Source organism: Arthrobacter sp. V1I7, from assembly GCF_030817015.1.
GTDB lineage: Bacteria > Actinomycetota > Actinomycetes > Actinomycetales > Micrococcaceae > Arthrobacter.
In genome coordinates, this window is the sequence record NZ_JAUSYS010000001.1 from 3470653 (window position 1) to 3484350 (window position 13698).

Below are 13698 nucleotides of genomic sequence, written 5' to 3' on the forward strand. Positions count from 1 at the left end.
CGATGTCGAATTTGGGTCCGATGAGACTGCAATTTATGTCCATCGCGGGTTCAAATCAGATTGACATTCTAGACGGTCTTACGTCCGTCCCCAGGGCCGACCTGGCGCATTAGCGCTCTTTTTAATCTGGCTGCTGCGCCCATACAGCGCAGCTGAGTCGTACAGGGCACTGGTCGCAAACGTCAGGGTCATCAACCCCGGGAGGCAGATATTCACTTGGAGCCGGAACGATTATGTCGAGAGCCGGCCTCTCCCCTCTCACCGCAGTTTGGTAAGCGAGATCGAGCGGATTGTCGGAGGGGCGGGATTTGCCGGCCAGAGTAAGAATCCAAAGCCCGTGAGCCGAGCGCCCAGTCACGTTTATGACGCGCTTTGCCAGACTGCTGGAGCGCTGGCCTGGGGTGAAATGTCGCCAGAGATCGTTGGCGGTCCTCGAGGCCTTCATCGCGCTCAGGTGCTTGAGTCTGGCGAGCGCACCGACAATGTTCCCGTACAGCATGGAGTGGTGATGCTCGGACTGGTAGGCAGCCGACTGCCCGAGGATCCATTGAAGGGCGAGGCGCCGTGCGCAGACCACTGCCGACGCGGCTGCGCGGGCATCCACCCTGTCCACAGCCCGGCTCAGTTCTGTTGCCGGAACCGATTGCGCAGCCAGTGGCGTGGGCTCAGCCAGACCACCGACATCCCCTGCGGGCGAGACAACCCCAACCCTCAGACCAGCAGCTCTCGTTCGTATTGCGTCAGTCGCTCGTATTGGACGGGTCAGGAGGGAGAGGATCGCCGAGGGGTTGTGCCGCTCACCTCCTATTTCCGATATCCAGCTCAGCGTGACCTTGTTGCCAGTCGTTACGCCATCAAGTGCAAGCCATAGCAAGTAGAGATCGCTCAAAGCTGCGTTCTCAGCTCGGGCCGACAGGATCTCGACTGTAATCGAATCGACTGAGGCCGTAGCGCCGACCATGTCATCCATGCGGAAGGGCCACGACATCGTCTGAACGAATGAAGGGAAGGCTCCCTCTGCCATGTTCGTCAGATGTACGTCACCTTCTTGCTTACGCAGTCCGAGCGCATCCAAACCACGCAGCTCACTTATCGCGCCAGCACTCGGTTCTAAATCACCAAGTGCGTCGAACTCTGCGGTTCGGCCCAGCAACATGCCCACGACATCGACGAGCCCGTCAACATCAATCTCGTCATCGAGACCAACAGAGAAGCCCTCCACTTTGGCAGCAATTTCTCGCCGTTCGTCCTCAGCAAGGTCGCGCATGCCCTGCGCAAGTTTGCTTCTGAGGAATCTAATGTGGTCTTTGAGCGCGACTCGCTCCCGCGATGCCATCTCTTCCACCAACGCCACAGTGGAGGAGATCACCGCCGTAATTCCCGCCGCTTCGTCCCGACTCAGATCACCCCATGGAATGAGACGCAATGGGTTTCCTGCCGCCAGCCGGATACGTTCGACATCGGACGATTCGTGATCCCTCTCGCCCAGCGGCTCAACCTCCGCAATTATCAAGCGGTTGAGTTGTATCGCCCTCTCTCGCCACTGCTCGCCCGTCGTACAGCCTCTAAAAAATGGTAGACCGCGACGCAGAGCGCTGACATAGTCCACGGTCTGGCCTCTCAGCCCATGGGTCTCTAGATAACCGCTCGCGGCAATGTCAAGAAGCGTTTCATCACTAAGCACCACCTCCGCACCGCCGCCGGCCAGCGGCTTGATGCAGTCGTGGATAGCGAGAAGGAACGTCCCAATCGGCAACTGTGCCAAATCTGTCGGGCCAGACCCCGCGTCCCCGGCCAATCTCCTGACGAACCTCTCCACGGATTTCGCATCAGCGCCCAAACCAGCGAGGAGGATTTCCCCTTCCGGCTACGGTTTCACGCCGCCACTGCCGTACGAGTTCCGCTGGACTGCGGCATTCCAAAACGGTGACGCTCTCAGCGAGCCCGTCCAGCGCGACAGGTTCACCGCTGAGCGCCTTGAGAAGCGCTTCCCCCCCAGGGGCAATATCCGCAGCTCCACTCGAGCCGCCTTGAGGGGTGGTTACAGGCCCGGGTACTGGCATGTCCCACTTATCGACGAAGAATCGACGCCATGTTTCGAAGGCGGGATTGGCTCCATCGTCATGCACTACGAAAATCTGGTCGACATTGGGAATGCACCGAAGTAGTTGGAACAAGGCCCACTGTGGCGGCGTGAAAAAGTAGAAACCGTGGTGGACGATCGCTCTCGTACCGCGGGCGATCCCAAACGCGGCCTCCAGAGCACGGTCAATCCGGTCACGCAAGTTGCGTGCATGACTGGTCGATTGCGTCTTAAACTCTTGAAAATCGATCCAAAGATCCGTTCGAGGCGCTGCCAGCGACGGGATCTCGTTCTCTAGCCAAGCCCACGCATCCACGGCCGCTCGGCCTAGGTCATCGCTCACGGACAGTTCTCGAGGATGAACACCCGCAGCAGTCAGCGTATGAACGGTGCGGGAGAACTCCCGCCGAGATCTTACTAGGAGTCGTCCCATCGCAGGATCTGGAGCCATAACTCTGGCGAACCGCCTCAGTGCGTCATCAAACTGAATACCCAGCCGAAACCGGCGGCCAGTGGCTAGCTGCTGCCATTCAGAGATTTCTCGCTCATAGCTTTTGTTGCCTTCCCTCCCCAGAACGTCCGGACCGGGGAATCTTTCGAGAGGCAGCGCCATATCCGGCATCCCTGGCAGCAAGACGAGGTCCGTCAATGTCGCGATAGGCAAACCGACGACACCCGAAGCTCGCACGCTCCTCGCAAGCGAGCCCGTTGCTGTCACATGGGAAGCGGCTTCCCAGCTGGTCCCATGCTCATTCAACATTGCACGCAGAAACTGCTCATCAACCCGTCCGCTGGCTACAGCCTTCCATCCACCCATTCACTACCTCCGCTAGATTAGAAGATCTGCCCAGGACTTGGGCTGCCCGTTTCGCGTACTCCGACGATACGGAACGTAGACCCGAAGCTGGTCTTTGGCACGCGTCAGGGCCACGTAAAGGAGCCGGGCCTCCTCACGAGCCGTTTCTAGGTCGTCTTGAGCCCAGAGGGACTGATCCTCCTCGGAGACGTTCGAGAACCTCGCCGGTCCACTTCCGCCGTTCCATTGCCAGACCACTCGAGGGAGCTCGCTGTCCCTACGTAATACGGCGACTCGCGTCGCAACGTTTTTGGGTGTCTCGAACTTCGTCCAGCTATGAGGCACTATGACGCGGTCAAACTCAAGCCCCTTGGCCTTATGGACGGTGAGAGCTGTCGTCCTGCCCTCGAGGTCGCCCCATTCAACCGGCTCGTCCTCGGCACGGTTGGTGGCTATATTCAGCTGAAGCCAGGAAAGCACTCTCTGCAAGCTGACTGGTCCGTCCTTGAAGTTTGAATCCAGAAGCGTTACCAGATGATCGAAACAGCGAACGTATCGTCTCCGCTCGGAATCATCGGTGGTCGAAGTCAACTGGGATGCCTCGGGCGCGAAGGCTCTGGCACACTCCACAATCCAAGCCATGACCGGCATGCGGCTGAGTAGCGCACCGATGGACTGGATTCGGACCCGTAGTTGCTCGAGATCCGACCTGTCGTAGGTGTCTGAGGTCGATAGGGAGCCAAGCCTGTCGTGCCACGTCTTGACCGGTGGAACGTTGACTCGCCATGAAGGATCGAATACGCCTATTGGCGGCTGCCCACGGAGAAGGCCTGCTGCCCACCTCGTCTCGCACAGCTGCAGCAGAGCTGCATCGTCCGACGGTTGCGCGACGGCCTGGAGGAGTACGTGGAGTTCTCTCACAGCTGGCGATGTAAAGAAGCTACCCCCGACAAGTAATTCGCAGGGCAACCCTGCGGCTTGAACCTCAGATCGCACCGCAGCCGCTTGCCAGTTTCGTCGGCAGAGAATAGCGATCGACGCCTTCGGAGCCTCGCGCCTCCAGACCGCCACGTCGACAGCCGCACGCTCCGCGAACTTGGTCACCGTAATCTGCTGGAAGGAAATCTCCTTGCTCTTGTCCGTATCTCGAATTTGAGCCCGAAGTTTCTCCGCTTCCGTATAGACCAGAAGGCCCGCCGATCCCCATCGCTCGAAGTGTGCGTGGAGCGAGTTGAGAAGGCTCGCTCCGGAGCGGAAATTGCGCGACAGAGGGTACTCGCCGAAATCATCAAGGTTTCGGGCTCTGACGCGAGAACGAAGTTCCTGGAAGGCGTTGCCTTCCGCGCCCCGAAACCTGTAGACACCCTGCTTCGCATCACCGACCGCGAACAGCCTGGCGCCAAGCAGTACTTTGATGTCCAAGATGAGCTCCATTTGAAGCGCATCAGTATCCTGGAACTCGTCGACGAAGAGGTACCGCGGCTTCATGACGCGGGGATCTTTCTGACTCCTTATAGCCGCGAGCGCGAAGGGGACGAGGTCCGAGGTGCGGATCGATTGATTCTCCAAGCAAAGTTCACGGAACCGGACAGCTATCTCGTTCACGACGAGTTGGGTTGCTCGTTGTACCTCTCCCTGCAAGCCGTCCGATCCCTCCCCACCCCAGTCAACCCCAGGTACTTCCCCGGACTGGCCAGTGATGGGCATCAAGTCCACGCCATTATTTTCGAGGGCCGCCCAGATAGCCTCGAAATGATCCTCCCAGAGGTAGGAAGCCGGGACGCCTTGAGGGTACCTCTCAAGCAGCTTCGTGAGGTAGGGGGATAAAGCATCGTGCAGTATAGATCGAAAGGCGACGGTCTGGCGGCTAACTTTTAGCGCGGGCGACAGCCCGAGTGCGCCACCGCCCGACTGCACAATATGCTTTGCAAAGGTATGGATCGTTGTGATCTCAGCACTGCTTAGTTGCATCATCCAAGCAAGGGCAGGGAATACGCCTCGACGGCAAAGCCGCTGCCTGAGCATCAGTGCGCGGCCAATCCTCTCCCGCATCTGTCGGGCCGCGTCGCGCGTAAAGGTCATAAGGACGATATCGTCGGCCCGAAGATCGAAAGGCATCGGGGTATCAGACTCTTGAGTATCCTCGGTGCCGCTGCACGTAGCCAGAAGGTAGATCACTCGCTCCGACATAGTTTCTGTCTTGCCTGTTCCAGCGCCTGCTGTAATTAACAAGTCGGCGTTCGCAGGAGCGTGGACGATGTTGTACTGGCCGACGTTGATCCCGCCCACTTCGTCGGCGACATCAAGGGCCCGCTTCAGGGCATTGGGAACTGGGGAGGGAAGGGCACCATCGACCACCCATGTCCCGTGTGCGTCGTCAAGGGCACTTCCGACCACGGCCCACTCAAGCAGGCGGCTGTCCTTGAACGCTTGGTACTCAATCGAGTCGAGGGATGTCTCAACTTCCGTTTGAGTAATCAAGAAGACCCGAATGCCATAGTGGAGGAGTCCGAGAAGATCATCAATCTCTACGTCATCAAGGCCTACCCGAAGGACGCTATATCGGGGAATTATCGGGATCCCAAGAGACCGGCACAAGACATCCAGGGCCACGGCGGGATCGCCCTCGAGAACTACTGTCCCCGAGTCCGGCACAGCAAACGGCACCGACTGTTTGCCCGGCTTTCGCTTCCTGAGTTCACGCTCGATTGGTTCAAGTCGCTTGGGCTGAAGCGCATGCTGGTCGCCTTCAATTGGAAGGAGATCAACTGATGCCCCGGTGAGGTCAACATTAGGTCCTGAAACAATCTTCATCACAGCGGCCGGCCAGACCCAAGCGTCGACTTCGTTGCCTCCCCTGCCGAAACGCACTCCGTTTCGCCCATGTTCTAGCAGCTCATGGACCTCTGCGCACAACCAGCGGCCAGAAGACGTGGATGTGGGTCCTTCAAACAGGATAAGCCAAACCTTGCACCGGGTTTCATCAGCGACCGCCAGGTAATCCTTAAACGCCGCGTACGTTGTCCAATGCACTCGTTCACCCGTCAGCGGATCAAAGTCTGTCCGCGCCCGGAATTTGATTTCCCAGTACTCGCTGCTTCCGGCCTTCGTCGTCTGCAGGTCTGGCGCTCTCCTGCGTTTGCCACCAAAGGAGATCAGGGGTGCCCTCGTACCTGATGAGTTGCCAACAGCCTCGCTCAGGTAGATGACGGCATATCGCTCAGCCAGAAGCCAGTCAGCCCACGCTATTTCGCACCGGCGCCAAGCTTGATTCTCGTCTTCGAGGGCTGATGTCATTGGTTGTCTCCAATAAGAGGCGCCACCTTAACGGCGGGCGGCGGTGGGATGATACCGTGCGCTTTCATGGCGCCTCGAAGGGCGTCCCTTTCACGGGCGATCCGTACGCGATCCTTTGCGATGGCCTCAACGGGCTTTGTCTCATTGTCTGCACTTGTCAGTCTCTTGGTCCATTCCTGAAATACAAGGTCCTGAATTTCCTGTGGCAGCGCTGGTGTCATTCCCCATCGGGCAAGTAACTCGGCTTCCACGGTGAAGGTCGCACGAAGGGATTCAAAGGCCCGTAGTAGCGATTCATGCTCCTCCGCGGAGACGTGGGGCGTCGGGAGGGTCGCGGCAATCGACGGCTCCTGACAGGAAACTGCTGAAACTGGCGGGACCGCGTTGGGCTTCCCAGACGATTCGCTTCGAGCTGATCTCCCAGCAGACTGGGGCGGGATCGTACCCTCTAGTCGAGACTTGAGCCGCTGGGCACGAGGATTCTTACGATGTTGAAGTTCTGCCACCAGACGCCGATGAACCTCCGAGTCGCCACTAGCGGACTTCGCCAGTTCCTCCAGTTGTTCGATCTTCATCGGGGCGTATGGCCTTACATTCATGCAACTCCCCGCAGGCGGCGAAGGTCCACCTCAGATATTCGGACCACGCAGCGCCGCAATGTCCCCCCTAATAAGATACCCACCACCCTAGCAACTACGCCCTGATAATCCTGCGGATTTGCACGGGCGTCGGCTCCATGCGTGTCGTGCTGCTCCGCCCACTACGGGAGAGAATCAGAGCCCGGGCGGACAAGCACATCACTGACCTTCGGATATCGGTGGCCGTCGCTTCTGTGCCGTTAGCCCCGCCCGGAATGAAGTCTGGGCCATCGTCCAAGACCGGTGTGCTGCAATCGAAGTGAGCTAATCGCGAAGGCGTCTTTGGTTTCAGCGCGGCTGTTCACCGAGGTGTTTTCTCGGAGAGCCCCCGCTTCGGGGGACCGAGAAAACTCATTAGACTTGCATCCAAGGGCGAATTTGGCGGTAGCTCGCACTCCCAAACTACGAGGACACTCCACCCCAGGGACTCCAATTCCCGCAGCTGTCGGGCGTCGCGCTCCTGATTCTTCTCGCGCTTCAGCGCCCAAAAATCTGTGTTCGTCTTTGGTAGCCGCGAGCCAACTGAGCAGTCGTGTCCGTGCCAGAAACACCCGTTGACGAAGATGACCTTTCGACGGGCCGTGAAGACTAGGTCGGGCCGACCCGGAAGTGATCGCTCGTGAAGCCTAAACCTGTATCCGGCGCGATGCAGAAGACTGCGTAGTCGGACCTCCGGCTTCGTATTCTTGGAGCGGATCTTGGCCATATGAGCGCTCCGTTGCTCCGTGTTCATGAAATCCGCCACATGATCAATCCTAGAACCCAATCGCCTTCGCCGACTGATCAAAGTCTTTTCAGACACATAGAGCGTCGTCGACAGATCCCACGTCCACGGTGTGGTCTTGCTGGTCCGGCACGAGACAGGGTTCCCTATCAAGTTAACCTATATAGTTTGTGACCGAGATAGTCAGTGCTGAGCATTATCCGGGGAAAGGGATACGAAATGAGAGAATTATCGGATCTTGAGCGTCTCAATGTCGAATTATTAGTGAGATTGGATGTACCATTCGGACTGCTAGAGCAGACAGAAACGACTCTTGAAAAGGCTTATTCGGATGCTACGCAAGAGTTTCGTGAGTTCTTAGTTTCCACGGGCATTCACGACTACGCCAAGCGAGGCCAAGGTCAAGAAGCAAAGATCATTCGCATGGCAACGATTATGGAGAATGGCGCGTTTCTGAGGTCAGAAGTTGCCATGTACAGGCCCTGCACCAAAAAAGGTGACCCACGGTTTCGGATTTCACATATTAAGAAAATCTGCATGTCTGGTGATATAGCTGCAGTGCTATATCTAGATGACGAACTCTTTGTGCTTCGACTCGGTGAATCGGATATTGAAGCTGAATTGGAACGTCCAGGGGCGCTCCAAGACGTTCTGGGCGGGATAGCGAGAAATAGACTCTCGGCGTCGCAGGAGTTGCTTCAGATGATTCTTGATCTGGCGGAGCGCGGTTTCATCAAGACCCACAGGGCCGGCGACACGGCAGTAGGGCATCTTCTAGAGACAGAATTGGGTATTTCGGCCAACTCCAGCAAAGCACCCGACTACAAGGGAATCGAGATTAAGTCCACGAGGGCAAGAGTGCAGAATCGGCACACGATGTTCGCCAAAGTGCCTGACTGGCATCGGAGCACGCTGTCGAGTACGGCGGAATTCCTCGAGCTTTTTGGCTACGACCGACGGGGATTTCCTGAACTGAACTGCGAAGTCGGCGCCAAACGAGCCAATTCTCAAGGTTTGAGACTGCGAGTCTCCGCGGACGAAACGGTACTCGAAGAATTCTGCGAAAGGCAGCACTCAGCGTTCCGATTGCGCTGGACTCTGGAGTCGCTGCGGACTGCACTAAAACGAAAACACGCCGAAACATTCTGGGTAAAAGCAACGTCCGAGCTGAGGCATGACGGAGAGTACGTGCGCTTCGACTCGATCGTCCATACGAGCAAACCTGTGCTCAATCAAGTCGTACCGCTTCTAGCATCAGGAGCCATCACTGTCGATCACCTCATCTCAAAGAAACCGGGAAAAGGTGTCAAAGAACAAGGCCCACTGTTCAAGATTGCGGATCGTGAATTCGACGCACTCTTTCCACTCATTGAGGTCTATCAGCTAAGTCAAGGATTCGTTGGGCGATCTCGACGTTAGAGATAGATAAGTCCGGCGCCGAGCATGTCTGTTCGGCGCCGGACTTCGCCTGACCGCTCTCATTCAAAGCTTGAACCAGACTTCCGGCACAGCTCAACACTACGAACCGTTTAACACCTTAGAGACCATCTTCCCGACAGCGAGGGATAGCCAAGGGGATACTGCGTTGCCCACTTGCGAGTATTGGGGCACTTCCACCCGCCGTCTGTGTGCCCCCGTCGTCTCTTTGCCCAGGAATTCGAATGCTGCCGGGAAACCTTGGAAGCGTGCCATCTCCCTTACTGTGAAAATACGCGGCTCCAGTGGATGGACATAGTCGTCCGGCAATGTCACTACTGTTCTCGCAGGACTCTTCCAACCCAGGACTTTCTGGGAATGCTTTTTTGTGGCGAGACTGATAACCAATTGGCAAAGCTCATCCAGCGTGGATGCCAGAACATTGCCGTCTGGAGATGTAGCTGGCATCTCGGCGTCCAACAGTTGCGTCTTCACGTAGAGCATCGCATCCGACTCTGGCAAGGACGCAGCACGACTCACCACTCGTTGATCAAGCCCGGCACCCGCTAAGTACTGATAGAGGCGAAACCGTTCGACCGTCCGCGCCGCATGTTTACGAGGCACGTGATTCTGTTCGTCTCGTCTTGCCTTCAGCCGAAGCTTCCAGCCCACGTCACGCATTTCCTTGACATACTCGCGGTTTCGCGGCCGGCTTACTTTGCTGGCGTGGGGTGAGAGGTCGGATATGGCATCCTCGACCGTACGAACACTTGAGCGCTCTACGGTTGGTACCGGTGCCAGATCGGGCAAAGGAAGGGTCATGACATCAGCGAAGTCCGACTTCCACAACACGCCGGTAGACCGAAGGCCCCGCCCCTTGGCTACGTCTGCTCGGACACCGATGATCATTAGACGTGGCCGGTGTTGAGGCGCACCGTAATGCATGGCATTCACTAACACCCCCTGAACAACGTACCCCGGTTCAGTCTCTGCCAGAGCTTGCTGCAATTGGACGAACGAGGACTCTTCATCGGGCGTGAAGCGCTGGTTCATCCCGACGACATTCTCGATGACAACTGCCTTGGGCTTGGTCCGGGCAACGAACTCCAGATACTCCCAGGGTAGCTTGTTCCGGACATCGTCCCGGTTGCGGCGGCCAGCAAGCGAAAATCCTTGGCAAGGGGGTCCTCCAACGACTAGGTCGATTCCTTCTGCCGCCAAACCGGACATTATGTCGTCCTCCGCCAGCAGCGAGTTCAGCTCGCGTACCAGCACGCCTCTCTTGACCTGATCAGCCACCGGGCTGGCGACGTACTGCAGCCACTCCTGCATGTCCGATGCGTCATCGACCAGATTGTGGAAGAACGTCCTCGCCGCCATGTCGGATTTTTCAACGGCGACTACCAGTTCCCCTCCCGCTCTCTCAATGCCCAGAGAGAGTCCACCGCACCCGGCGAAGAGATCAACGTATTTCATCACTGCCCTATTCTGTCTGATTCTCGGATGATTTTCCAGGACCAATTTTCCCGCGGAGATCCCATACCGGAACCATATTGCCGAGCACTGACAGAACTTCATCTGCTGGTGTGGCCGTCTACCCCTGGGCGGCGTCGGTCATGCTCTCCCGGCCGCGGCCAGTCGGCAGTTCATTGTTTCACAGACCCCGACCGCCACGCGCGCGACGAGCTCGACCGAGTGGCGAAGTATCCCGTCCGACGTAGAGGTTAGTTCTAGAACGAGCGGCTCAAGGGCTACATTTGCCGCACAGCACACTGATGTGTGGCCGGGCCACCGGAGTTCACACAGGTGCGTCGTCAAGCTTCATTTCCTCAGCGGGACGATCAGATCAAGCCGTTCTCAGTGGCAATCGTTGATCCAGCCCAATCGACCCTCGGTCTTCCAGACAGCAGCAATTCCCAGCTCCTCCAGCAGGCCGACGAAACCATCCCCGACTGGTTCGTTGAACAGGGCCATTAGACGGGGACGATTTTGCTTCTCGTACAGGAAGTGCGAGTACTCCGAGAGTTGGCCAATTGCGGCCCGCACAGCTTGGGTCGCGTTTCCCTCATACACGACTTTTGCTTCGACTAGCCAATCATCCTTGCCTACCCTGAGCGTGAGGTCACGCGGATGGACACTTGTGTTCGATGGCCTATGCCCACGAGGGGTCACATGCGACGCATATTCGGTCAGGAGAAGCTCATGCCGGTCTCCTCTTCGACGCGAAGTCCTTGCGGCAACTTGGACGATGTACTCTTGGCGGTCCTTTGGTTTGAAGTGAACCGGGACATCCTCATACTCCGTTCGCCTCCCCGGCTGTGCCGGCTGCCCAGTTTCAATCCCGTTGTTCGGTGCTGGGATGATCCGTGTGATCCAGGGCAGACGTCCGAAATCCTCTTGCGATGCATTCAGTAGACACAAATGATCGTCGTTCCAGAGGCACACAAGCACTTCACCGGCCGACACATAGTTTCTCACTCGGGGAAACCATATTCTGGGGTCTCCTCTGGACTCAGCACGATAAAGCGACGCGTCTGGGAGCTCCACGACGCCGGAACGCAGGATGAACTGAACGGGCAAGCGCCGCTTACCGCCGTCACCATATTTCTGAGTATCGTAGTCGTGGACGAGCTGCCGCAAAAGGAATTTTCTGAATCCCTCTACAGCGTCGATGATGCTGTTATCCAAACCATTCTGAGTTGGATAAAGCAGCGCGTAGTCGATTTTACACCTGGCGAGATACTCAATGTTCTGTTCTTCACGTAAATCCATTTAGACGGCCCCAGCCTCGTTCGCCATATGACTTCGAACCGAAAGGATACCGCGAAATCCAAAGCACCAGACGCTGGATTCGATAGTGTCGCCAACGCGGCTTGGCAGCCGAACGCAGGGCGGTACTGGCCCCAATTCGTTCTCCAAGATATTGATGGCCCGTCGGTGCCCCACTGGTCTTGGATCCTCGCGGTGATGAGTCATTCCACCGGCGAGAAAACTGTCGATGAGGCCAACTTGGTGGAAGTAGCCAGTCGGGCCTGGCGCTGATCTTCGCCTACTGCCTGGCGCCGTTCTACTGGATGCTGGTCTCCAGCCTTCGCCGCACCGCCGACATCTTCGACATCTTCGACAACACCCTGCTGCCGGCGCCGTTCTCGCTGGAACTACGCCAAGGTGTTCGACGGCTCCACGATGTTCGGCCAGGCCCTGCTGAACTCCCTGATCGTCGCCGGCACCACCACCACGTTTCGCCGGCCAGCAGCCACTGCGTGGAGTCAATCTGCCAGCATCCGTTGGGTTCCGGATAGACGAATTTGTTAGGCGCTGCGGTGTTTTTTCCTCGGTTCCGGGACCACGACTCCGGCCCGGGTAAAGATCCGGGCCAAGGTGGCACGTGATGGAGGCGGGACCCCCCTGGCGTCGCAGTTTGGCCGCGACGCTCAGGGGTCCGTGGTCATAGCCGAGGCTCCTTAGCGACTCCCGGGTCGCGAGAGCCAGCTGCGCCAATGAGGCATCGATCTGTGCCGGGCTGGCCGCTGGCCTGATAGAGGCCGTTTCCATGGCTTTGACCGGCCCCACGGCGGCTGCTGCGGCCCGAAGCTTGTAAAACCAGGCCCGGGACACCTTATGACGCCGGCAGTGCTGTTTAACCGCACCCCTCTCGGCGTCGTCAGGCCATGTCGCCACCAAGTGCCGGATCTTGATATCGGGGTGCATTTTTGCTCATGAACCGAGCAAAACCGGTCCGAGTGTCCACGATGTCTTGAGACAGAAACGTCCATTAAGTCATGAGACTCCACAGCTACCAAAACCAGCTCAGAAGGACCAAAGGTGATAGCGCAACGGGACCACGTCGCCGCGACTTGAAACACATGCATTTTGTCAGGCCAGCAACTTGAGGGGAGGACGTCGCTCTGCGGAGAGCCCGGATCGTTCGGGCTCAGGCCAATGGGGGAAGTCGTCAGGTTCTCCCCCGAAGGCGAGGACGGTCTGAGCGGCAAGGTCGCAGCATGCCTGAATAAAGCCCTCAGCCCCCATGAGGCGCATCGAGTGCTTCCCGCTGACAAGAGGCCAAAGCGCGCCAGAGTCGTTCGACACCAACTGCGGGTCTCCGCCGTGGCTCAGGATGTTGCGGAGATTCTTCATGTCAGCGAGGTACACCTGCAGCTCCTGCGTCCCGCTATAGACCCTCCATCTGGACCGATTCCCAGCCGCGCCGGGAGTTCTCGTGCGAACGCCCCAATCCTTTGTGAAAAGCCGGACGCCTGCCTGCTGCCCCGCTTGCCGGAGTCTGTCTGGATTCAACGGCAAGTGCCTCGTCTGCGAAGGGTCAAACGAGAGCGAGTCATTGAAGAAAGCTTCGATGGCCGCATACGTCATCGTGAAAATTCCGAAACGAAGCGCGTACTGCTTCGATGAGCGTCCGAGCGGTTCCCCGTCCTTCCCCTTCAGCTTTTCGATGTCGCGGTGAAGGCTCACGAGCAGAGAAGGGTTGACGAGACCTTCCGCGAGAGAGTTCGCGGCTTGGATGACGGCCGGTAGGTGAGAATGTGCAGGCATGTGTCGGATCGTATGCATGTTTTGCCTGCAGGTGCACGATGTAAGCCGCGGCCCGCGATAGGCGTGTCTTCCGCATGAGACTGACAATGAGAGCAGGAACAGCTGTAAGCAAGCACGAAATTGCCGCCATGCCGCCCCAGGAAGTCGCGGCCAAATTAGGGGAAATTGTTGACGCAGACGTGCTGCCGCA

At 57.8% G+C, this 13698-nt stretch carries 7 protein-coding genes; 1 reads left to right on the forward strand and 6 read right to left on the reverse strand.

The genetic code is table 11. From position 1 onward, the window contains the following. Window positions 1-121: 121 nt before the first annotated feature. The 3 genes from QFZ69_RS15920 to QFZ69_RS15930 all read right to left on the reverse strand — a co-directional run bounded on the left by QFZ69_RS15920 (window position 122) and on the right by QFZ69_RS15930 (window position 7547). Window positions 122-1765, reverse strand: a complete 1644-nt coding sequence (locus QFZ69_RS15920) for a hypothetical protein (RefSeq protein ID WP_307000257.1) — start codon at window positions 1763-1765, stop codon at window positions 122-124. 1147 nt (window positions 1766-2912) lie between these two features. After that, window positions 2913-6176, reverse strand: a complete 3264-nt coding sequence (locus QFZ69_RS15925) for an ATP-dependent helicase (RefSeq protein WP_306912799.1) — start codon at window positions 6174-6176, stop codon at window positions 2913-2915. Between the two features lie 939 nt (window positions 6177-7115). Further along, window positions 7116-7547 (reverse strand): very short patch repair endonuclease, encoded by a 432-nt coding sequence (locus tag QFZ69_RS15930; protein WP_306919474.1) that lies wholly within the window; start codon window positions 7545-7547, stop codon window positions 7116-7118. Window positions 7548-7757: 210 nt separating this feature from the next. On the opposite strand from QFZ69_RS15930, the gene QFZ69_RS15935 reads away from it, so the two are divergent. Continuing rightward, complete coding sequence (locus tag QFZ69_RS15935) at window positions 7758-8957, forward strand: MvaI/BcnI family restriction endonuclease (protein WP_306912800.1); 1200 nt, start codon at window positions 7758-7760, stop codon at window positions 8955-8957. Between the two features lie 99 nt (window positions 8958-9056). Here QFZ69_RS15935 and QFZ69_RS15940 read toward each other — a convergent pair whose 3' ends face one another. The 3 genes from QFZ69_RS15940 to QFZ69_RS15950 form a co-directional block, all read right to left on the reverse strand. Next, window positions 9057-10430 (reverse strand): DNA cytosine methyltransferase, encoded by a 1374-nt coding sequence (locus QFZ69_RS15940; RefSeq protein ID WP_306919475.1) that lies wholly within the window; start codon window positions 10428-10430, stop codon window positions 9057-9059. Window positions 10431-10811: 381 nt separating this feature from the next. After that, window positions 10812-11726: a hypothetical protein gene (locus QFZ69_RS15945; RefSeq protein ID WP_307000259.1), complete on the reverse strand. Its 915-nt coding sequence runs from the start codon at window positions 11724-11726 to the stop codon at window positions 10812-10814. Between the two features lie 1104 nt (window positions 11727-12830). Then, window positions 12831-13508: a hypothetical protein gene (locus tag QFZ69_RS15950; protein WP_306912803.1), complete on the reverse strand. Its 678-nt coding sequence runs from the start codon at window positions 13506-13508 to the stop codon at window positions 12831-12833. Window positions 13509-13698: the final 190 nt, after the last annotated feature.

What these genes read in the sequence shown, in the direction of transcription:
- QFZ69_RS15930 (WP_306919474.1), bottom strand. Translation starts at nt 7,547, where the DNA reads ATGAACACGGAGCAACGGAGCGCTCATATGGCCAAGATCCGCTCCAAG.
- QFZ69_RS15945 (WP_307000259.1), bottom strand. Translation starts at nt 11,726, where the DNA reads ATGGATTTACGTGAAGAACAGAACATTGAGTATCTCGCCAGGTGTAAA.
- QFZ69_RS15935 (WP_306912800.1), top strand. Translation starts at nt 7,758, where the DNA reads ATGAGAGAATTATCGGATCTTGAGCGTCTCAATGTCGAATTATTAGTG.
- QFZ69_RS15950 (WP_306912803.1), bottom strand. Translation starts at nt 13,508, where the DNA reads ATGCCTGCACATTCTCACCTACCGGCCGTCATCCAAGCCGCGAACTCT.
- QFZ69_RS15925 (WP_306912799.1), bottom strand. Translation starts at nt 6,176, where the DNA reads ATGACATCAGCCCTCGAAGACGAGAATCAAGCTTGGCGCCGGTGCGAA.
- QFZ69_RS15940 (WP_306919475.1), bottom strand. Translation starts at nt 10,430, where the DNA reads ATGAAATACGTTGATCTCTTCGCCGGGTGCGGTGGACTCTCTCTGGGC.